This window comes from Lysinibacillus sp. 38-6, assembly GCF_046245175.1.
Lineage (GTDB): Bacteria > Bacillota > Bacilli > Bacillales_A > Planococcaceae > Lysinibacillus.
Map to the genome: position 1 here is coordinate 3639768 of NZ_CP176417.1, position 20063 is coordinate 3659830.

24 protein-coding genes and 1 other RNA gene are annotated in these 20063 nt (G+C 36.4%); 11 read left to right on the top strand and 14 right to left on the bottom strand.

The features are described 5' to 3' along the window. Positions 1-70 precede the first annotated feature (70 nt). Positions 71-850, top strand: coding sequence for a YqhG family protein (locus tag ACKVEV_RS18550; protein ID WP_409367688.1), 780 nt, complete (start codon positions 71-73; stop codon positions 848-850). A gap of 62 nt (positions 851-912) precedes the next feature. Here the strand turns inward: ACKVEV_RS18550 and ACKVEV_RS18555 are convergent, their stop codons facing one another. Both ACKVEV_RS18555 and ACKVEV_RS18560 read right to left on the bottom strand, forming a co-directional pair. Continuing rightward, on the bottom strand, positions 913-1233 hold the full coding sequence (locus ACKVEV_RS18555) for an ArsR/SmtB family transcription factor (protein ID WP_409367689.1): 321 nt from the start codon (positions 1231-1233) through the stop codon (positions 913-915). Then, positions 1233-1655: an SRPBCC family protein gene (locus tag ACKVEV_RS18560; protein ID WP_409367690.1), complete on the bottom strand. Its 423-nt coding sequence runs from the start codon at positions 1653-1655 to the stop codon at positions 1233-1235. The genes ACKVEV_RS18555 and ACKVEV_RS18560 overlap by 1 nt, the downstream gene beginning before the upstream one ends. A 185-nt stretch (positions 1656-1840) precedes the next feature. Between ACKVEV_RS18560 and ACKVEV_RS18565 the strand changes: the two genes are divergently transcribed. Continuing rightward, positions 1841-2464 carry a LysE family translocator gene (locus ACKVEV_RS18565; RefSeq protein ID WP_409370586.1) on the top strand — a complete coding sequence of 208 codons (624 nt, stop codon included), beginning with the start codon at positions 1841-1843 and terminating at the stop codon, positions 2462-2464. 598 nt (positions 2465-3062) lie between these two features. On the opposite strand, the gene ACKVEV_RS18570 is transcribed toward ACKVEV_RS18565, so the two are convergent. The 3 genes from ACKVEV_RS18570 to ACKVEV_RS18580 all read right to left on the bottom strand — a co-directional run bounded on the left by ACKVEV_RS18570 (position 3063) and on the right by ACKVEV_RS18580 (position 6642). Further along, the gene (locus ACKVEV_RS18570; protein ID WP_409367691.1) at positions 3063-3869 is read right to left on the bottom strand and encodes an SDR family NAD(P)-dependent oxidoreductase; all 807 of its coding nucleotides are present in this window, start codon (positions 3867-3869) and stop codon (positions 3063-3065) included. Positions 3870-4453: 584 nt separating this feature from the next. Continuing rightward, positions 4454-5131, bottom strand: a complete 678-nt coding sequence (locus tag ACKVEV_RS18575; protein ID WP_409367692.1) for a hypothetical protein — start codon at positions 5129-5131, stop codon at positions 4454-4456. A gap of 197 nt (positions 5132-5328) precedes the next feature. Further along, complete coding sequence (locus ACKVEV_RS18580) at positions 5329-6642, bottom strand: short-chain fatty acid transporter (protein WP_409367693.1); 1314 nt, start codon at positions 6640-6642, stop codon at positions 5329-5331. Positions 6643-6948: 306 nt separating this feature from the next. Here ACKVEV_RS18580 and ACKVEV_RS18585 point away from each other — a divergent pair, with 306 nt between their 5' ends. The 5 genes from ACKVEV_RS18585 to ACKVEV_RS18605 all read left to right on the top strand — a co-directional run bounded on the left by ACKVEV_RS18585 (position 6949) and on the right by ACKVEV_RS18605 (position 10463). Further along, positions 6949-7830: a LysR family transcriptional regulator gene (locus ACKVEV_RS18585; protein WP_409367694.1), complete on the top strand. Its 882-nt coding sequence runs from the start codon at positions 6949-6951 to the stop codon at positions 7828-7830. Positions 7831-7947: 117 nt separating this feature from the next. Next, positions 7948-8655, top strand: coding sequence for a CoA transferase subunit A (locus tag ACKVEV_RS18590; RefSeq protein ID WP_409367695.1), 708 nt, complete (start codon positions 7948-7950; stop codon positions 8653-8655). Continuing rightward, on the top strand, positions 8655-9296 hold the full coding sequence (locus ACKVEV_RS18595) for a 3-oxoacid CoA-transferase subunit B (RefSeq protein ID WP_409367696.1): 642 nt from the start codon (positions 8655-8657) through the stop codon (positions 9294-9296). The genes ACKVEV_RS18590 and ACKVEV_RS18595 overlap by 1 nt, the downstream gene beginning before the upstream one ends. A gap of 71 nt (positions 9297-9367) precedes the next feature. After that, a complete protein-coding gene (locus ACKVEV_RS18600) occupies positions 9368-9985 on the top strand; it encodes a kinase (protein ID WP_409367697.1) in 618 nt (205 codons plus the stop codon). Positions 9986-10055: 70 nt separating this feature from the next. Then, on the top strand, positions 10056-10463 hold the full coding sequence (locus ACKVEV_RS18605) for a VOC family protein (protein WP_409370587.1): 408 nt from the start codon (positions 10056-10058) through the stop codon (positions 10461-10463). Between the two features lie 208 nt (positions 10464-10671). On the opposite strand, the gene ACKVEV_RS18610 is transcribed toward ACKVEV_RS18605, so the two are convergent. From ACKVEV_RS18610 to ACKVEV_RS18625, 4 genes are all read right to left on the bottom strand, one after another. Continuing rightward, a complete protein-coding gene (locus tag ACKVEV_RS18610; RefSeq protein ID WP_409367698.1) occupies positions 10672-11127 on the bottom strand; it encodes a hypothetical protein in 456 nt (151 codons plus the stop codon). A 535-nt stretch (positions 11128-11662) separates the two neighbouring features. Further along, positions 11663-11926 carry a hypothetical protein gene (locus ACKVEV_RS18615; RefSeq protein WP_402927078.1) on the bottom strand — a complete coding sequence of 88 codons (264 nt, stop codon included), beginning with the start codon at positions 11924-11926 and terminating at the stop codon, positions 11663-11665. Between the two features lie 314 nt (positions 11927-12240). Then, positions 12241-12837, bottom strand: coding sequence for a YbhB/YbcL family Raf kinase inhibitor-like protein (locus ACKVEV_RS18620; RefSeq protein ID WP_409367699.1), 597 nt, complete (start codon positions 12835-12837; stop codon positions 12241-12243). Between the two features lie 85 nt (positions 12838-12922). Then, positions 12923-13222, bottom strand: coding sequence for a winged helix-turn-helix transcriptional regulator (locus tag ACKVEV_RS18625; protein ID WP_409367700.1), 300 nt, complete (start codon positions 13220-13222; stop codon positions 12923-12925). Between the two features lie 223 nt (positions 13223-13445). On the opposite strand from ACKVEV_RS18625, the gene ACKVEV_RS18630 reads away from it, so the two are divergent. From ACKVEV_RS18630 to ACKVEV_RS18640, 3 genes are all read left to right on the top strand, one after another. Continuing rightward, entirely contained in the window at positions 13446-14015 is a 570-nt protein-coding gene (locus tag ACKVEV_RS18630; RefSeq protein ID WP_409367701.1) for a hypothetical protein, read from the top strand. Positions 14016-14183: 168 nt separating this feature from the next. After that, entirely contained in the window at positions 14184-14762 is a 579-nt protein-coding gene (locus ACKVEV_RS18635) for a TetR/AcrR family transcriptional regulator (protein WP_409367702.1), read from the top strand. A gap of 71 nt (positions 14763-14833) precedes the next feature. Then, positions 14834-16258, top strand: a complete 1425-nt coding sequence (locus ACKVEV_RS18640) for an MDR family MFS transporter (protein WP_409367703.1) — start codon at positions 14834-14836, stop codon at positions 16256-16258. Positions 16259-16491: 233 nt separating this feature from the next. Here the strand turns inward: ACKVEV_RS18640 and ACKVEV_RS18645 are convergent, their stop codons facing one another. The 3 genes from ACKVEV_RS18645 to ssrS form a co-directional block, all read right to left on the bottom strand. Next, entirely contained in the window at positions 16492-16950 is a 459-nt protein-coding gene (locus ACKVEV_RS18645; protein ID WP_409367704.1) for an NUDIX hydrolase, read from the bottom strand. Between the two features lie 9 nt (positions 16951-16959). Further along, positions 16960-17631: an HAD hydrolase-like protein gene (locus ACKVEV_RS18650; RefSeq protein ID WP_409367705.1), complete on the bottom strand. Its 672-nt coding sequence runs from the start codon at positions 17629-17631 to the stop codon at positions 16960-16962. Positions 17632-17933: 302 nt separating this feature from the next. After that, positions 17934-18126: non-coding RNA, 6S RNA (ssrS, locus tag ACKVEV_RS18655), on the bottom strand. Positions 18127-18369: 243 nt separating this feature from the next. Between ssrS and ACKVEV_RS18660 the strand changes: the two genes are divergently transcribed. Next, complete coding sequence (locus ACKVEV_RS18660) at positions 18370-18708, top strand: zinc ribbon domain-containing protein YjdM (RefSeq protein ID WP_409367706.1); 339 nt, start codon at positions 18370-18372, stop codon at positions 18706-18708. Positions 18709-18758: 50 nt separating this feature from the next. On the opposite strand, the gene ACKVEV_RS18665 is transcribed toward ACKVEV_RS18660, so the two are convergent. After that, positions 18759-19265, bottom strand: a complete 507-nt coding sequence (locus tag ACKVEV_RS18665; protein WP_409367707.1) for a zf-HC2 domain-containing protein — start codon at positions 19263-19265, stop codon at positions 18759-18761. A 95-nt stretch (positions 19266-19360) separates the two neighbouring features. Continuing rightward, positions 19361-20002, bottom strand: coding sequence for a YfbR-like 5'-deoxynucleotidase (locus ACKVEV_RS18670; protein WP_409367708.1), 642 nt, complete (start codon positions 20000-20002; stop codon positions 19361-19363). Between the last annotated feature and the right edge of the window lie 61 nt (positions 20003-20063).

A 20063-nucleotide genomic window follows, 5' to 3' on the forward strand; every position in this document is an offset into this window, starting at 1 on the left:
TAGCTAGTCTCGAAGTCAAGCGGGATGGCAATTACGCCAAGGCGCCATGATATTGTAAGGGGAGAGGGGCATGTATCCACAACAGGTTCACAATTATTTACGACAATTTTTTTTAGAAAATGAATGTAATATGGTATACGAGGATGAGCATTACTTAACAGTACAATTAACAATTGCAATGGATAAAAGAATTATGAATCGTCCTTTTTACTGGCAATACGTAGAGGCTACGAATGGTGAACCGAACCCTGCACAAGTGACATTTATTACAGATCAAAATGCATTGGCAGGCAAAATTCTTGGAGAAGTTGTGCATTTTGGATCGCCGCGGCTCAATCAATTGTTTCAAGCAACGAGAGAACTAGGTGCCTTTGTTCAAATGTTTCAAAAAGTGGATGCCGGGACAGGGCAAATGATGCTGACCCCTTGGCTTGGCGTAAACTATAAAGTGTCGTATTGCTGCGATCGAACGAAAGAAATGCTGTACTCTTTTGGCATTAACCTACTGACGGGTACGATAAACGATCATTTCCATGAAACGATTAATAAAATGGAGTGGGATGTTACGCAGTCGGAAGATGCATTTTATGTACAATATATCATTAAACCTGTACGAGCACTTCAACGATTGGATGAAGCGATAGATGCCATTATTCAACAGGACGACCATACATGGGCTGAACAAGCGAAAAAGAGATGGCAACGAGCTCAACGCGTATTAGACTATTTTTATGAAGATGTGGAAGAAAAACCGGAATGTTACGAAGTGGAAAAATTAGCTTTACAAGAACAGTATGATGCCAAAATTAAGATTGAAATTGTTAATGGTGGATTATTTTACATGAGATAATAATGAGTAAGCCGCAACGATTGCTAGTGCAAATCGTTGCGGCTTATGTTCTTAAAGACAGTTTAGTCGTTTTCAACAATATTTTGTAATTGCGCCAGCTTATTATCCCAAAATAAATGAAAGTATTGTAACCAATCTTCAATTTCTTTTAAGCGATCGATGTGTAACGTATATATTTTTTCTCGGCCTTTTTTTTGGGCAGATACAAGCTTGGCTTGCTCTAATATGTGTAAATGTTTGACGACAGCTGTGCGGCTAATTGTAAAATGCGCTGAAATAACAGCAATAGGTTTATCGCTTGCTGCTAGTAGTTGTAATACGTGACGTCTTGTTGGATCAGCAATTGCTTGGAAAACATCATACTTTTCCGCGAGCTGTGTCATTATGCTTCTACAACCTCTTTTAATTTTTTGCCTACAAGCATCGTCCAACCGCCGTCCATATTTTTTTGAACAGCTTCCGCAGGCATGTTTGCCTTTGGAATAATATGAGAAGCTTCTTTCCAGCCACCGTGCGTCAGTGTGAATTCCGTTTGTTCGCCAACTTGCTTTAACTCAAATGTCACAAACCAACCATCTGTATCCCAGGAAAAACGTACAAAATGCGGTGCTTCTACCTTTTCTACTTTACATGGCGAAGGACCAAATGGAGATTGTAATGTAAATTCATGTCCTTCGACAGGTTTAAAATCATTTGGCATAAACCAAGAGCCAAGCTTTTCGGCATTAGTAACCGTTTCCCAAGCCTTTTCAATAGGTGCATTAAGTGTAACGGTTTTAACGATATTTTGTAATTGTTCTGGCATTGTAATAAGCTCCTTTTTTGAAAAATGTATAACCATAAGGTGTTATGAATATATAACACCTTATGGTTATATGTCAATGATAAAGGCGATGGAAATTACTATCTTTTTTTCAAACATGACGTATGGTAAAATTATTTTTATAATTTTCAGATATTAAGGAGGCGATTGGCGTGGAGAATATTCCGATGTTTTTATTAATGTGTATTTTATTAATTATTTTGCCTGGCCCCGATACTGCGATTGCGACGAAAAATACATTAACAGTGAATAAAAAGGGTGGATTACAAACCATACTCGGCTCATGTTGTGGATTATTTATTCATACTTTAGCTGCGGTCATCGGCCTTTCTGCAATTATTGTAAAATCAGCCTATCTTTTTGCTATTTTAAAATACGTTGGTGCAGTGTATTTATGTTATTTAGGTATCAAGACATTATGGACGTTAAAAACGATTCGCTCACAGCCGCCAGTTGTCCATGATGACATGCAAATTGACAATAAATATGGGCATCAATCATGCTTTAAACAAGGCTTCTTCACAAACGTTACAAATCCAAAGGTAGCCGTGTTCTTTTTAACGTTTTTACCGCAATTTGTAGATGGCTCAAACAGCACCTTTTTGCCATTTCTACTAATGGGTCTGATTTATACTGCGTTAACGGCATTATGGTTTATCTTCTATGTGTATTTATTAGATAAAATTAGTGCTTTTATGAAAAAGCCAATAACAAAAGCAGTAATCGAAGGCTTAACAGGAACGGTATTAATAGCATTCGGCATTAAATTAGCATTAGAGAAAGCTAACTAACATCAAGGTGCCAGGCACGAAAACAATTCTGAATTTTCTAACCGTTTATGGCGGTGAATTGCAGCTTACACTGTGCCCGTGAAAAGCGAAGTGGATTTTTCCGATTTAGCATTTTGAGAGGTGCCAGGCACGCAAACAATTTTATGATTACTAAAGAAAAATCCACGTAGACTCCTGCGGGAACGTACAAGTTGTAAGACGCAATAGACCGCGCGCTAGCGAGGGTTGCGGCTTACACTGTGCCCGCGGAAAGCGAAGTGGATTTTTCCGATTTAGCATTTTGAGAGGTGCCAGGCACGCAAACAATTTTATGATTACTAAGGAAAAATCCACATAGACTCCTGCGGGAACGCACAAGTTGTAAGACGCAATAGACCGCGCGCTAGCGAGGGTTGCGGCTTACACTGTGCCCGCGGAAAGCAAAGTGGATTTTTCCGATTTAGCATATTGTGAAGTGCCAGGCACGCAAACAATTCATAAAAAAAGACTGTAGATAAACCCAAATTTCTTTGGAGTATATCTACAGTCTGAGACATGTTGCATATAAGCAACTGTCTTTTTTAGTTTACTGCAAGCACAACGAATGTTGAGTACAGTATTATTTTTGTTGGTTTGAAGCCCAAAGGTTTGTATCAGCAATTGTTGGGTTCGCAATGTAGTGGCCGCCTTCAATTTGAAGTGTTTGACCAGTCATGAATTTAGATTCATCAGAAGCTAAGAATACTACTGCATAACCGATATCATCTGCTTCACCATTGTATGGTAGGGCATTGTATTTTGTGAAAATTTCTAGTAATTCTTTTGGTAAACTGTTTTTCGCAGCTGGCGTTAAAATTAAACCAGGTGCTATAGCGTTACAACGGATTTTATCTTTACCATATTGAGTTGCAATATATTTAGTTAAGTGAACTACGCCAGCTTTTGTTGTACCGTAAGCTGTACGGATTTGGTCACTTGCAAATCCACCCATAGAAGCAGTGTTAATGATAGAACCACCGCCAGCTTTTTGCATATGTGGAATAGCGAAACGGCTACCAAGTAATACTGATTTTAAGTTGATGTTTACAAGACGATCAAATTCTTCTAAATCCATGTTCACAACATCTAAGTCTTTTTGTAAGTTTGTTGAACCTACGTTGTTATATAATACAGTTAAAGAACCGAATTTCTCAACAGTGAATTCTACTGCTGCTTTGATTGAATCAGCGTCACCAGCATCTAAAAATACTGCAGCTGCTTCGTATCCTTCTTTTACTAATGCATCAGCAATTTCTTTTGCACCGTCAAGATTGTAGTCAGCAATAACAACTTTAGCTCCTTCTTTAGCTAGTAAAGTTGCTGCTGATAAACCGATACCTGATGCACCGCCAGTAACAAGTGCTACTTTATTTTCAACACGTTTCATAATAAAATTCCTCCTAGAATGAGTGATAAACAGAGTATTGACATTAAACACTAAATCATACTCGATATAACTTCATTTAATTGACAATAGATAGTTTACCACTAAACTAAAAAGATTTGAAATAAAAAGCACAATTTATTTACAAATTTTCGCCTATAAAGATTAACTATTTTTAGTTATCTACCTCGTACAAAACCAATTATCACTTCATTAAGAAGGTTGTAAGCTAGTAAGGATATACTATCGTTGTGGTTGTTTATTCGTGAAAATAAGTTTCTTTAAGCGTTCCTCCATAACCTTCTTCTTTTCTAATCGATTCTTTCTATTATGAAGCATTCGTTGTAACAAGAAGCTTCCAATGATGATGACACATAAGATGAACAAAAAAATAAGCATGAAAAAAATCCTTTTTATATTAATATTTAGTGCGAAACAATTAACAATGTGACAATTCCTATGTCAGGTCTTCAATGCTGAGCAAAGAAAAAAAAGACCTGTTATGTAAGCAATAATGAAAGAATGTGAATGAGCGCTAGTGGAATAATAGGTTATACCTCGATAAGCGCAATATTGATTGCTTGTCGTTACATCGATAATTCATTATTGACAAAGATACGATTACTAATGACAAAGGAAAGTAACATTTTTAAGGCAATCATTTTATGTATACCGTCTTGCAAAATGACGATTTTTGAAAACTGTAAATTCGCTATGCGATTTGCTAATGCATATTCATCCCCATTTGCAATCGATTCGCCAGTAGGGTGATAACCTAATACAAAATTACCAGCATAGGAATCCCTTAATACGTTTGGATGCATTGATTGATAGTGCACTTCTAAAATACTAGCCGTATCGGTTATCAATTGATTAGCGAGGAGAAATCTTTTTAGTGCACCTTTCAAATCAATGGCGATCGCAGTATCTGCCAAAATCGTACGAAAATGAACAGACACAACATTCGCATTTCCAATAAAGGGTTTAACTTCTACTCTCATTTCTCCTGAAGGTAGAACAAATAATTGCACAATTGCCTCATCAACCCCATCTGTTAACTTCATCATTGTTGTTCCGTAGTGCATACTTTTTATAAAAATACGATTACCATCTATATAAGCAGCTGCAATTTGACTATGTTCAATGTGGAGCGACTTCGCTTCAATTCCTATTACTTCTACGCAATTTTGTAGTTCATAAACATAGTGATGAAAGCCAGTATATCCTAAATTTACAGCACGATTTTCAAGCAATTGCTTTAACATCTGTTCTATCTCCAATCTTCGATAAATTATGACAAAATTCTTATTTATTATAGGAAATAAAACTCTCAAAAATCTCGCAACTAGTCAAATATACCGGCATTCAAAGAAATTTACCATAGATTAGTCTGTAATATAAAACAAAAAACCCCTTACGAACGTAATTTTCGTTCGAAAGAGGTTCTAAAAGGCTATTTTTCTTAGAAGAAGTATAATCCAATACTGATAATGATTCCTGTAAAGAGTAGGATAAATAAACAGAAGCCCATAATATCTTTAGCTTTTAAACCAGCAATTGCGAGTGCGGGGAGCGCCCAAAATGGTTGAATCATATTTGTCCAAGCATCTCCCCATGCAATGGCCATCGCCGTTTTAGCATAATCTGCGCCTAATTTAGTTGCTGCATCCAACATAATCGGTGCTTGAACAGTCCATTGGCCACCACCTGAAGGCACAAAAAAGTTTACAAGGCCAGCAGAGAAAAATGTGAATAAATAGAATGTGTGGTCGTTTGAGATGTTGACAAACCACTCTGAAAATACCGCGGCTAAGCCAGAAGCGGTCATCATGCCCATAATTCCGGCATAAAACGGAAATTGAAATACAATACCTGTTGTTGTTTTAATGGCATCTTGCGCAGCAGCAAGAAAACGCTGAGGTGTGCCGTGGAAAATAATACCGAGCACAATAAAAATAGTATTCACAACATTTAAATTTAAGACAAAGCCTTTTGTAATAAAATGATGAATTAAATAAATAACACCAATAAGACCGATTAAAATAGTTAGTAGATAGCTGCGTTCTGAACGACTTGCAAAATGTTTTTCAGGCTTAGGTAGTTCTATTTTTTCCTCGAATAACAAGGAAGGCTCAATTTCCACTACATCCTCATCCTTTGGCATCATCCAACGGTTAAAAAATGGCAGTGTTAAGACAATCACAATCACAATAAATAAATTGTAGGTCGAGAAAAGTGTAACGTTTGTTGGGATAACCCCCATAATATTAGCAAATGGATGACCATCCGTTGCAATCGATAACGGAACCGAACCTGCTAAACCACCGTGCCAAATAACAAATCCAGAATAAGCACTTGCGATTAATAAACGATAGTCTACTTTTTTAACTTGGCGTGCAATTTCCTTGGCAAAAAGTGCCCCAATTACTAGCCCGAATCCCCAGTTAATCCAACAAGCAACTAAAGAAATAAAGGTCACAATAATAATGGCCATACTTGGCGTTTTAATTTTACTCGCAGCAGCAGTTAGCCCTTTTTTAAAGACAGGGCTATTCGCTAAAATATGGCCAGCAGCTAACACGACGACCATTTGCATTGTAAAGGCTAGTAGCTCCCAGAAACCATCTCCCCAGTAAGTAATCATGTCCAATGGAGAGGAATCAGTTAGGGAAACTCCTAAAAGTAACACTAGTACTGTGAGAATAGTGACAAAAATGTACGGATCGGGTAAATACTTTTCCATAATAGCATTTGATATTTTCGTTAGTGTTTTCAATTACATAATCCCCCTTCTATTTCTAGCAACACTCATTTTTAATTTTACATAGAGCAATCAGTAAATAAAGAAAAAATTAGCATGAAAGATGATGATTGGAACATGAAATAGAAATAAGAGGGTGGGATATACGCACTGTCGTTTCCTAAATAATATTATTTTCTAAATAAGAAAACCTTATCGTGCTTGCGTTTAGAGCTATTGTTATTTTGTAGAAGGATTAAAAGAAAAGGAAGAGAATTTATAACTAAATAGTGCTTTTAGAAGTTTTTTCATAACAAATAAGAATAAATAAGGGGTGCTACTATGGAATTACGTGATTTAAAGGCATTTATGGCAGTGGTGGAGCAGGGCAGTTTTACAAAAGCGGCAAGTGAATCCTTTGTATCACAGCCCTCATTAAGTAAGAGCATAAAAAAATTAGAAGATAATCTCCATGTGGAATTATTAAATCGCTCTACACGACATGTGGAGTTAACGGATGCGGGGCTGATTGTTTATAAACAAGGCCAAAAAATTATGCGCTCTGTCCATGATTTGCATATATTACTCGACGATTTGCTGAACATTAAAACGGGGTCTATTAAATTGGGCATCCCACCGCTCATTGGTACATTATTTTTTCCTGAAATTGCGCGTAAGTTTCATCAACAATATCCAAATGTCCATTTAGAGCTAGTTGAACGAGGAGCGAAATTAATCGGCACATTAGTAGAGAGTGGAGAAGTCGATATGGGTATTGTCGTTCTACCTTCTGATGAACGAAAATTTAGCGTGCAATCATTTGTGGAAGATGAGTTTTTTGTTTTTATGAATGAACAACATCCATTAGCACAGCAAGAGGCCATATTATTGCAAGAGTTAAAAAATGAAGTGTTTATTATTTTTACGGAAGAATTTACATTGCATGATTATGTTATTAAATCGTGTAAAGGTGCTGGCTTCACCCCAATCGTCGGTTACAAAAGCTCCCAATGGGATTTAATTGTAGAGCTCGTAGCCTCCAATTTAGGCGTAACGCTTTTGCCGTATTCCATTGCAGCAAAGCAAACGAATCAAAATGTTAAGATTATCCCATTACAAAACTTTCATATGCCATGGCGTCTCGGCGTTATTACGAAAAAGAATACATATCAATCGTATGCTTTAAAGCAATTATTAAAGACAATCCGAACGGAAGAAACATAGCATCGTAACACTTATGCGAAATAAGCATAAATACCATTCCAATTAATTCCTTTACTTATAAATCAGTAATGCTGTAGAATTTTTCTTAATAAACGAGCAAATTTAGGGGGTTTCGATATGGAAAACGGGAAAGTGTGGAATTCGTTTGAGGAAGCCGTTGCAGATATTACGGATGGTGCTACGTTAGCGGTAGGGGGATTTGGTTTATGTGGAATTCCTGAAAAGGCTATCGCGGCATTACAACAAAATGGTACGAAAGATTTAACGGTAATTAGTAACAACTGCGGAGTGGATAATTGGGGATTAGGATTATTACTAGCGAATAAACAAATTAAAAAAATGATTGCTTCCTATGTTGGAGAAAATAAAATATTTGAACAGCAATTTTTAAGTGGTGAGTTAGAAGTAGAACTTGCGCCGCAAGGAACATTAGCAGAGCGTTTGCGAGCTGGCGGAGCAGGTATCCCTGGTTTTTATACAGCAACAGGAGTTGGTACGCCAATTGCGGAAGGCAAAGAAGTAAAGGTTTTTGATGGCAAGGAATATATTTTAGAACAAGGGATCGTCGCAGATTTTGCTCTAGTCAAAGCATGGAAAGCAGACAAGCTTGGTAATTTAATTTACCGAAAAACGTCACGTAACTTTAATCCGTTAGCCGCGATGGCTGGCAAAATTACCATTGCGGAAGTGGAGGAAATTGTGGAGGTGGGCGAGTTAGATCCAGATCATATCCACACACCAGGTGTTTTTGTACAACGTGTCTTACTCGGTGAAAATTATGAAAAACGTATTGAGCGCTTAACGGTAAGAAAGGGGGAAGCGTAATGGCAGATACAAGAGATAAAATTGTGAATAGAGCTGTAAAAGAAATTCAAAATGGTATGAATGTGAATTTAGGTATCGGTATTCCTACACTTATTGCTAATGCCATTCCCGCTGATTATGAAGTATTGTTACAATCCGAAAATGGCCTTCTTGGCATCGGTCCTTACCCAGAGGAGCATGCAGTAGATGCTGACCTTATTAATGCGGGAAAAGAAACCGTAACAGCAGTGAAAGGTGCGTCATTTTTTGATAGTGCTGAGTCCTTTGCGATGATTCGCGGGGGGCATATTGATCTTGCTATTTTAGGTGGAATGGAAGTGTCCGAAAATGGCGATCTTGCCAATTGGATGATTCCTGGGAAGATGGTGAAGGGCATGGGCGGCGCTATGGATCTTGTTGTCGGTGCGAAAAGAGTTGTTGTCGTAATGGAGCATGTTAATAAAAACGGAGAGCCCAAAATTAAAAAGCAATGTGAATTGCCGTTAACGGGCAAAGGTGTTGTGCACAGATTAATAACGGATTTAGCTGTGTTTGACTTTACAGATGCGGGCATGCAGCTAATTGAATTAGCAGAAGGTGTAACATTGGAGGAAGTAAAGGCCAAAACCGCTGCTTCGTTTGATGTTGCTTTACCGCATTAATGAGTAGAGACCAGTTTACTTTCGGAGTAAGCTGGTTATTTTTATTTAGTTGAGAACGGAGTGTGCGCGTATTGCAACATCAAGTTATAACCGAGATTGTAAAGCGATTTATTAGTCCTAATAGAGAAGCAAGACCGCTTATTGTTGCCATTGACGGCTTAGGGGGTGCCGGTAAAACAACATTTGTACATGACTTAACGAATACGTTGAAAAAAGTATGTATGATTAATGTTTTACATATGGACGATTATATTGTAGAAAGTGAAAAGCGTTACAATACTGGCTATGAGGAATGGTATGAATATTATTATTTGCAATGGGATATTGCATGCATTAAAAATTTTCTCGAAAAAGTACATGGCAATGCGCAAGAATTAACATTACCTTTTTATAATCGAGCTACGAATTCTGTGGTAAATATTAATAAAGTATTTGCAACAAATAGTATTCTTTTAATAGAAGGAGTCTTTCTTCAGCGCAAGGACTGGCGGACGTTTTATGACTATACGATATTTTTAGAATGCCCTTTAGAGATAAGGAAAGAAAGAGTGTTAAAGAGAGATACGTATATAGGGGATATATCCGCCATATTGAAGAAGTATGAAAAAAGATATTGGATTGCAGAGGATTATTATTTAACAAAGGAACAACCAATACAACAAGCTGATTGTATATGTATCGCGCAATAGAATTCAGACTATTGACCGTTCTACCCTCAAGTTTTTCCATTATATAATCTTCTTAAAAGGAGAGATGATGATGAAAGAACAATGGGCAAAAGAAGTCGTACAGGTCCGTATTGCAAGACCGACTAATCAATTAACAGCAATAGAGCGATTTTATTGCGAAGGACTAGGCCTAGAAAAGATAGGTTCTTTTAAAGGGCATCGTGGCTACGATGGTATTATGATTGGTTTGCCAAATGCCCATTATCATTTAGAATTTACTGAGCATATGGATGGCAGCCCTTGTCCTGCACCGACAAAGGATAATCTTCTTGTTCTTTATATGCCTAACCTTGAAGCAATTCAACGCGTTGTGCAACGATTGGAGCAAATGGGGTATCCAGCAGTAGCGCCGGAAAACCTTTATTGGGCTGAAAAAGGTGTGACGATTGAAGATCCAGATGGTTGGCGTATTGTTTTAATGAATACGGTGGGCATATAAAAAATATTTGCGTAACATGTGTCACTGTCACTTTTATATGAAGGAAATGCTTACATAGAGAATAGAGGAGAGGCAAGGGCAAAAGAGAAAAGTGTTAGATTGATAATCATCAATCTAACACTTTTGCTGTGACCGTTATAATCCGCTACGGTAGGAGTCCTCGCCTGAAAAGATTGCGGATATTCTTCATTTTACATAGAAAAATTGATTAATCACCTAAAGCTGGGTTTTCTTTATATTCAGTCGCGATGGATTCAATGTTTAATTGAGCGTAATCAGCCCAATTGACGGTTCTAAAGTCTTCTTCGTTAAAATAGACACTTAATACTTCTGTCATTTCTTCATTGTTATTGGCACCTGTTAATGGGGCAAACCAAATAATCGAAGGTGTTTTTACGCTTTTTAATTTCGAAAGCTCCGCAAAGATTCTGCCCGAATCTTTCAGCATCTGATTTTTCGACCCTTCTCGAACATCTGTATCTTGAATGGATATTGTCACAATACCTTTCGTTTCTTCTACTGTAAATTTATTTTTCACGATTGCTCCCACGATATCTTGAACAGATGTGTCTTGATCGACTGCTACTTCCTTCGGCTCAGCATTTTTTCCACAGGCTGATAGTAATAATGTGAATAGTATTAAAAGATAAAGTAGTTTTTTCATGTTGATTCCCTCCCTTGTTACTCCATATATGTTCAAATTGCGTATGAATTATACAAGGAGAAAGGGTGTTAAATTATTTTTTCTAACGAATGACAGAAAATCATCTTCCGTGCATTGCTGTCTACCCGAAAGTGAGAGGTATACATAACGTATGTTATCCATTTCTTATAAATTGGACAATAAATAAAACAATAAATAATAAACACATTGCTATGCCCATATACAAACATTTGTAAAAAGCCTTATTGTCCGTTCCTTTGTAATCAAAACCACGATTTAATATGACAAGTCCAAAAAGGATCATTATTAAATTTAAAAATAGTGGATTGAATCCAGCGGGAATGACAAGAGAAAACATGAAAATGATTAGTATGAAATGTATGTACTTTCTTATAGGATGGATAAATGTAATCTTTTTGAAAAATTTCATCATATCACTCCTTTATGTGAGCTAAAACATTATATAAATAAAATAATATCAACCAAAAACAAAAGGATGTTCGTTTCTAGTTGATATTATTTCATCAAGTTCTATTTATTTGCTTACTACATCTAGGCACCAAGAGAAATTATCCCAAGCTGAATACCAACCGTTGAAAATTTCTGATGAATCATCCCAACGAACTTCAAATTTTCTATGACCTTCGATATCTAGTAAATACAAAGCTAACGTTTCGTCTGCTTTAGAGACCGCAATTTTCATACCGTTTTGCAGTTCTTCTTCAGTAAATGGTACATCTGAAACGGAACGTAGCTGTGCTTGTTCAAATACTTGTTTGTTAATGATTCTGTAATTCATAATAAACCTCCAATAAAACTTTCTCAATTTAACTTTCTATTTTTACGTGCCAATAACAGGACTATAAAAGTATATCCTATATTCATTCAGTAAAGAAAACAAAAAAATGATTAGCCAAGCTCTTTTTGTCTAAATTGTTGCTAATGGCTGGCTAAAATTTCAATGATTTCATGAAAAAACTAAAAGAAATTGTTCTTATTCCAATGTTACTAGGAGCAAACAAAAAAGTCCAGAGACTCTCGAAAACGAGCAGTCCTGGACTTGTTTTTTTTATAAAATTACTTTGCTATAACTTTAAAAGGATTGAATACTTATTATTTATTCGGATAAGTGCCTTTTAAAGTATATTCAGCAAGTATATGGCCATCCATTGCGTGATACAGTTCATTCATCAAAAAGCCATTTTTTAAATCGAGCGTAGAATCTAATGCGTAGACGTGAATTTCGTAAGTATGTGGTTTATCAGGTGGAGCCATCCCGCCGTAAAAGCTAGAGAGCTCAGGACTTTGACTGCCTCCTTGAGGACTCATCCAACTATTGACACCTTGGACAAAATCAGTCGCTGTTTGGCTTTCATTTTCTTTTAACTCATCTTTTTGAATATTGGCTGCTGTCCAATGAATCCAAGAGAATCCTTGACTAATAGGAAAAGCGTCTTTATCCTCAATCACTAATGCATAGGACACCGTTTCTTTTGGGGCATTTTCAAACTTTAAAGGCAATGAATAAGTAGGCATACCATTCTCGTTAAATGAATCCCCTAATTGCCCGTATTGATCTTGAATAACGCCATCTACGATTCCTGAACTTGTTACGACAAAAGTATTTTCATCTTTGCTACTGCATCCAGCTAAAACCCCGATAGCTAGTAATAACATACTTGATAGGACTAAAATTATATTTTTCTTCATGATTAAAACCTCCATCTCTTGTTGTTGAGGTCATGATAACATGGAGAAAAAATAGTCGACAATTACCCACTTTTTTGTAAGGGTACTATATTTGTTGAAGTCCTACTATTTCATTTTCCTCAATATATTGAATCCCTAATCGTTGTAAAATCTCTAAAGACTTTAAAACTTCTTGTCCCTTTGGACTTAAACGATATTCTACTCGAAGCGGGTATGTGGAAAGGTATTCTTCCTTCGTTATTAACTGAAAATCCATTAGCTCTTTTAATTGTTGTAACAGCATTTTTTCAGTTATGCCTTTAATGTCACGTCTTAATTTTGATGGAGATGTCGGACCGAGTCGCAATCGCCAAATTATAATACATTTCCATTTGCCTTTAATCATGTCTTGAACTAGCTCCAACGGACAAGTATATTGTTGTCTTAATTTGATGATAATCGCCTCCTGCTCTGGTCTATTTTCAGTTTTTTTATACCACAAACCTAATAAACAGACAATTAAAATTGATTAGAGGGTGTGCTGCAAACTTTTAATAGAAGGTAATTGTTTAAGGGTTGTTGAATAAGTTAATATATGTAAATAAATGGTTTGGTAAGGGGGGCGGGGATTGACTAAAAAAGTTGTGTTGGGGATTGTTCTAACAGCAATGCTATGCACACTACTCATAACCTACAAGCATCTTCAACAACCAACTGAAAAGGATGTAATGAATATAACGAAAAATTGGTCTGATTCTGCGAAGGAAGTTTATCTTATTAGAGAAACTGACGAGCAATGGCAAACGATATTTCGAAATAGCCAATCGGTAATAATTGCAAAGCTAAAACAAAATTGGCTTGGTACATGGAAGTTAAGTGAGAAAGGCACGCTATCCTCAACGTATTACCCTCCATTAGAAGACGATCAAATTACGTGGAGTGCATCTGGAAAGAGTAAAGAGAATGTAAGTTATTATTTTGGAGTTATTATAGACCCTGAAATCGTTAAAATAACGGTAGAGACGCAGAAAGGTATTTTTGAAAATGCCCAAATTATAAAGTCGGATGGTCTGCGTTTTTTTCTTAAAAAAGCACATGGACCAATCTATTTGCCAGTGAACATTAGCTGCTATTCTAAATCGGAAGAATTAATTTATTCCTCCAAATTTCCCGTCCACAAAAAAGTGATTGTTCAATAAGAGCAATCACTTCTTTTAACTTATAACGTTGGTCAAACGGGAAGGTCTCCTACACATTTATATTGGAAGTAACATAATTTATTGTTCAATATTACAATTGACAACATACCAAAAGACTTTTATTATTATGTAGACCGTTCGTTATAATTTTTGAGGGAGGTATATCCTATGTCTAGTAAAAAATCATCTCGAGAGAAAATCTTAGAAGCTGCAACGGAGCTATTTCATTTGAAAGGCTACCATGCTACAGGCTTAAGTCAAATTATCCAAGAGAGTGGAGCGCCAAAGGGTTCTTTATATTATCATTTTCCTAATGGTAAGGAACAATTAGCTGTTGAAGCGATCCATTTATCAGCAACAAGAATTGCGGCAGAAATTGAGCAAAATTTAGCAGCATTCGAAGATCCAGTAAAGGCCTTCCAATATCATATAGAAAGTATTTCGGAGATTTTTCATGACATAGAACCAATATCAAATTTAAAAAACGTTCCAATGGGATTACTCGCCATGGAAACAGCATTTGTCAATGAGAATTTACGACAGGCTTGTGAAGAGACCTTTGACATATGGGGAAATCTTTATTATGAGAAATTAAGAAGTAGTGGATTTAACGAAGAAAGAGCTTTCTTAATTAGTAAAACCATCAGTGCCTTAATTGAAGGTGCCATTACGCTTTGTATAACAAAAAAATCGGATGAGCCTTTAATTCATATTAATAAAATGATCCCTTTGTTACTTACGCAGTAAAAGGGGCATCATTTTTATGCTTATTATATAGACCGGTCTAATTAATTTCAGAGAAAGAAAGGAAGTATTTTATGGCTCCATCAATGCAAGTTGTGCCCGTACGCAAACCTAAAAGTATGGCTTTTGTCCTGATGTTTGCGGCTTTTATCGGGTTGTTTAGTGAAACAGCTTTAAATATGGCACTGACAAATATTATGGCTGATTTTACAGTGACAGCTGCAACAGCACAGTGGCTTACTACAGGCTATTTATTAACAATTGGTATTTTAGTACCGGTTTCATCACTTCTTATTCAATGGTTTTCAACAAAACAGTTAGTTGTTGGATCATTAATCTTTTCAATTGTAGGAACGATTTTAGCAGCGTTAGCACCAAGCTTCCCGATTTTACTGCTAGGTCGTATTATTCAAGCATTCGGAACAGGTATTATTTTACCGCTGATGATGAATGTTATTTTATTAATATTCCCGATTCATAAACGTGGAGCAGTCATGGGCTTAATGGGGCTAGTTATTACGACAGCGCCTGCAATTGGGCCAACTTTAGCTGGGTTAATTGTGGACTCATTGGATTGGTCTTATATTTTCTGGATTAGCCTTGTCTTTTATGCAGGGTTAGTAATAGCTGGACTAAAACAAATCGATAATGTATCGACGATTACGAAACCAGTGATTGATGTGGTATCCATTATTTTATCAACGCTTGGATTTGGTGGCTTTATTTACAGTTTAAGTACTGTTTCAGAAAAATCTTTTGCTTCAGCAGATGTATATATCCCGTTTATTGTTGGAATAGTGGCTATTGTTTTATTCGTCATTCGCCAATTTAAAATGGAGCAACCGATGATTAATTTACGAACGTTTAAATATCCTATGTTTACGTTAGGGACTGTGTTGTTGTTTAGTGGGATGCTATTAATTTTATCAACAGCTATACTATTGCCGATGTATTTAAAAGGCTCTTTACTATTTAGTGCTACGGTTGCTGGTCTTATTCTTTTGCCAGGAAGTGCGATGAATGCGGCTTTATCACCGGTCGTAGGCAAGCTGTTTGATCAATTTGGCGCAAAGAAATTTTTACCACTCGGTTTTCTATTCACTTTCGTTGCCAGCATCTTTTTTATTTTCACGATTTCCGCCCATACACCTGTTTGGCAAATTATTGTAGCGAATGCCATCTTCTTTATTGGCATTTCAATGATTATTATGCCTGCTCAAACAAATGGTTTAAATCAGTTGCCACGTGAATTATACGCTGATGGTGCCGCTGTTATGAGTACTTTACAACAAATTGCAGGGGGAACAGGAACAGCGTTGGCCATAACATTAATGGTTAGTGGGCAAAGCAAATATATGGAGCAAGTTCACAATGCTTCGTCATTTGAATTACTGGCACAAGGAACAAAGTACGCTTTCTTCTTTATAGCAGCCATTGCCCTTGTTGGCCTTGTATTATCATTTTTCGTTAATGGAAAGCGCGTGGAAAATGTAAGATAACTTAAAAATCCACTTAAATTTCTGTGGTGCAAGGACATCAATCGTGTGTTGTGTCCTTGCTATGCTTCGGGGCACTGGAATCGCTGGTAAAAGTAGATGAATCGCCGGTAAAACATCAGAAATCGCCGGAAAAAAATCTAGAATGGGCTATGCCAAACGAAGATAGTTAAATAATGTTCTTAAAACAGCCACGAAACGTTGAAATCATGACTTTCGTGGCTGTTTAATTGCAGTTAAATTTGTAAATATGTTAAAGGCTTTTTCTTCACAAAGTTATGTTCGATAGATTGAAGAACATCTTCATTACCGGGCAAACTTACAACCTCTTTTGCTTGTTCAAAAGGGAGCCATTGATAGTCACTATGCTCATCGTTTAATACAACAGATTGTTCTTGATGAACAAAGCCTACAAAGACAGGTGCAATGTAAATGTAATTTTCTTGTGGAGAGAAGATTTGATCAAATTGATTCGAGGAATACAATACGACTTCTGTAATTCCTGTTTCTTCTGCTATTTCTCTATAAATAGCTTGTATTGCTGTTTCTCCTTCATCAATACCCCCTCCTATATAGCACCATATATTATGTAAAGGATGAGATGCTCTTTTGAGGAGTAACACATGATATATGTTATTTATTTCTTTTAATAAAACAGCAGCGACACCAGTGGATTTAATCGGAATGATGCTCATATATTTTCCTTAATCGAAAGCATTAGTATTTAATGCATGCTCAATGATTTTGTCTATTTCATCAAAACGATTAACTGTATAATGTGCTTTCTCTAATTCGGATTCTTGAGAGAAGTCAAAACGAACACCGATTGAAATCAATTGATTGTCGAAGGCAGCTTGAATGTCAGAAGACCGATCCCCGACTACAAAACCGCGATGGATATTGTTTTCTTGTAAAACGGTAGCTACTAATTCGGATTTATTCCCAGACGCAATGATATCGATACTGTAAATACCTTTAATCCATTTTGTTAACTGATAAGTTTCAGCAATTGCTTGTAAATATGCGGTTTGTCCATTACTTGCAATGAACAGTGGATAATTTTTCGAAAGATTTTCTAGTGTATGTTCTACTTCATCATATAAAGCCCCATTACCGGATGTAATTTGTTCAATAAGGGCCAATTGGAATAACTTGTTGCTTTCTTGACGAATTTCAGCAGAGTGATCTGGACATAAAGTTTCCCATACTACGGGTAAAGGTACACCCATTATTTGTCGATATTTTTCAATAGGTGTAGCGCCTGTCCATTGACCGTTTTTACGTAGCTGCTCAAAAGTAGCTTCTAGGGCAGGCTCTAAAATTAAATTTGTTTGATATAATGTACCGTCCATATCAAAAATAATAGCTGAGTTCATTTAGCGTAATCTCCTTTTAAATGTTGTACTTTAATGAACGATATAAATTGTATTATTGTTCCATTTAAGGATAGCATTTATGGGGAAGTTGCTCTATTAAAAGTGGGTAGACGAAACTAGACATAAAATCTGGTGCAGGTGTAGTTAAGTAAAACTTCTTATCATTCAGCGATACAGTGTCAAACTATAATAGGGTATCCTAATTTTTTGTCCATAATTTAAACATAAAAAAATCGCAAAAAAACTCACCCTCCAATAAAGAAGGGTGAGTCGTTTGAAGCCTTGAGGCTCGAATGGTAAATTAAAAAGCCGCGTATGCCGTATTTATTATAGAAAGTTTTAAACCACCACTCCTCAAAGTGGGTGTTCGCAGAAGTTTTCCTGCTTATCCTCATGCACCTTGGTGTGAGGCCCGTCATTCCAACTCCAATAATAAAACTCCCTTTTACAGCTTAAAGGTTAAAACTTAATATTATACGAACAATGCAGCCTTTAAGGATATAATACGGCATGCCAAACAAAGATGCAAGTAAGATGGTTTATGAAAAAAAGTCAATGGGCACGTGCTATGAAAGGTGAAAATTATGTATAGAAAACGCTTGGATTATGCGGCGGTGCTTCATATATTTTTCACAAATACGAACGGAAAATACGAACAACCTTTGCGAAATGATAGTAAGTGTGTAAAGATAGGAGCGTAATCATTTATCTATTGAAAAGTAAAGGGAGGAAGCGGAAATGGCAGCATATCCAAATTGTCCGAAATGTCATTCTGAATACACATATGAGGATGGCGCAAACTTTGTCTGTCCAGAATGTGCACATGAATGGAGCACTAGTGCAACAGAGCAGGAAACAGATGCACTGATTGTAAAAGATGCACATGGCAACTTGTTAGCTGATGGTGATGCAGTAACCATTATTAAAGATTTAAAAGTGAAGGGAAGTTCTTCAACTTTAAAAATTGGTACGAAGGTAAAAAGTATTCGCCTTGTTGAAGGTGACCACAATATCGATTGTAAAATTGACGGCTTCGGAGCGATGAAACTAAAATCGGAGTTTGTGAAAAAAGCTTAATTACGAGCATGATAAAGGAGCATCTTTCAAGCGAGAGATGCTTTTATCATTTAAAACCTACGTAAAATAATGGCGAAAGCAGAGCCGAGTAGGGCGAAAATGGTATGTAAAAGAGCTATATAGCTAGCACCTACTATCAGGGAGCTCATTTCTAAAAAAGAGAAATTTTTAATATAAAGTGGATTGCTAAAGTTATTAATGATGGCCCAAACGAAAACAGGGATAGAGCTTATTGCAAAGACAATCCAAATGTTTTTATAAAATAAATAAGTAAGACATCCAAAAAGGGCATATAATGCGACAAAGCTTTTATGATTGCCAAGTAAGGACGAGTTGAGGGCAAACATAAAAGAAAGCACTATGAAAACCAGATGGAAAAATGTTAATGTGCTTTTCATCGATAAGTTTTGATTAGATGATAGCTTCGATGCAGCTAGTTGCTGACAATGCTTACAGCTAGCTAAATGTTGGTTGATAAAGTCGGTCGTGTCGGCTTGGAGGCCTTTCGTTTTATATAAGGGTAGTAAATCTTCTACAATGGAACATTCATGTGACAAAATTTTCCCTCCTATCCCTCCTATTATACGACTTTTTTTAGAAAATAAAAAAAGCCTTCCGTCGATCAATTCACCGGAAAACTTGTACATGCACGTTATTTTTTTTGGTTTAACACTTCGTTTGTTAGCGTTTGAATATCAATATGTGTTTTCTCCTTCACGGCATCCTTCAATATTTCTGTTTTGAAATAGTTTACAGTTGCCGGAAGCGGGATTAATAAAAGCTTTGACAATGCCGATTGATACATATAGACAAATTCCATATCTGTGTTGCCTCGCTTTAATTCTGCAAATGCTTCATAAAATTGATCTAGTTTGTCAGCAAACTCAAGTAAACGTCCTTCAATTGTTGCATCTTTGCCTTCTTTCATGCGTTCGAAAAAGATATCTTGGAACTCTTTAGGGATTTCGTTCATAATGAATTTTTCCATCATTTTTTCTTCCACATGTGCAAGCATCTGTTTAAGCTCAGGGCTAGCGTGTTTGACAGGCGTTTTAATATCGCCAATAAATACTTCAGCAAAATCGTGGTTAATGGTTTTCTCATACAGTGATTTCCAATTCACTGTAGCTCCGTTCATTTCTTCTAATGTGGCAAAAAACATAGCGTATTGCGAAACTTTCCAAGAATGGGCAGCTACATTATGCTCTTCAAATTTGAAGCGGCCAGGGGCACGAATAATTCGTTCCAGGTCATTAAGACTTGTAAAAAATTGATGAATTCCTATAATAATCACTCCTATTTGTGTCTATAAGTGCATGTTACTATAATCAATACCCTCTTTGTGCTGATTTCAA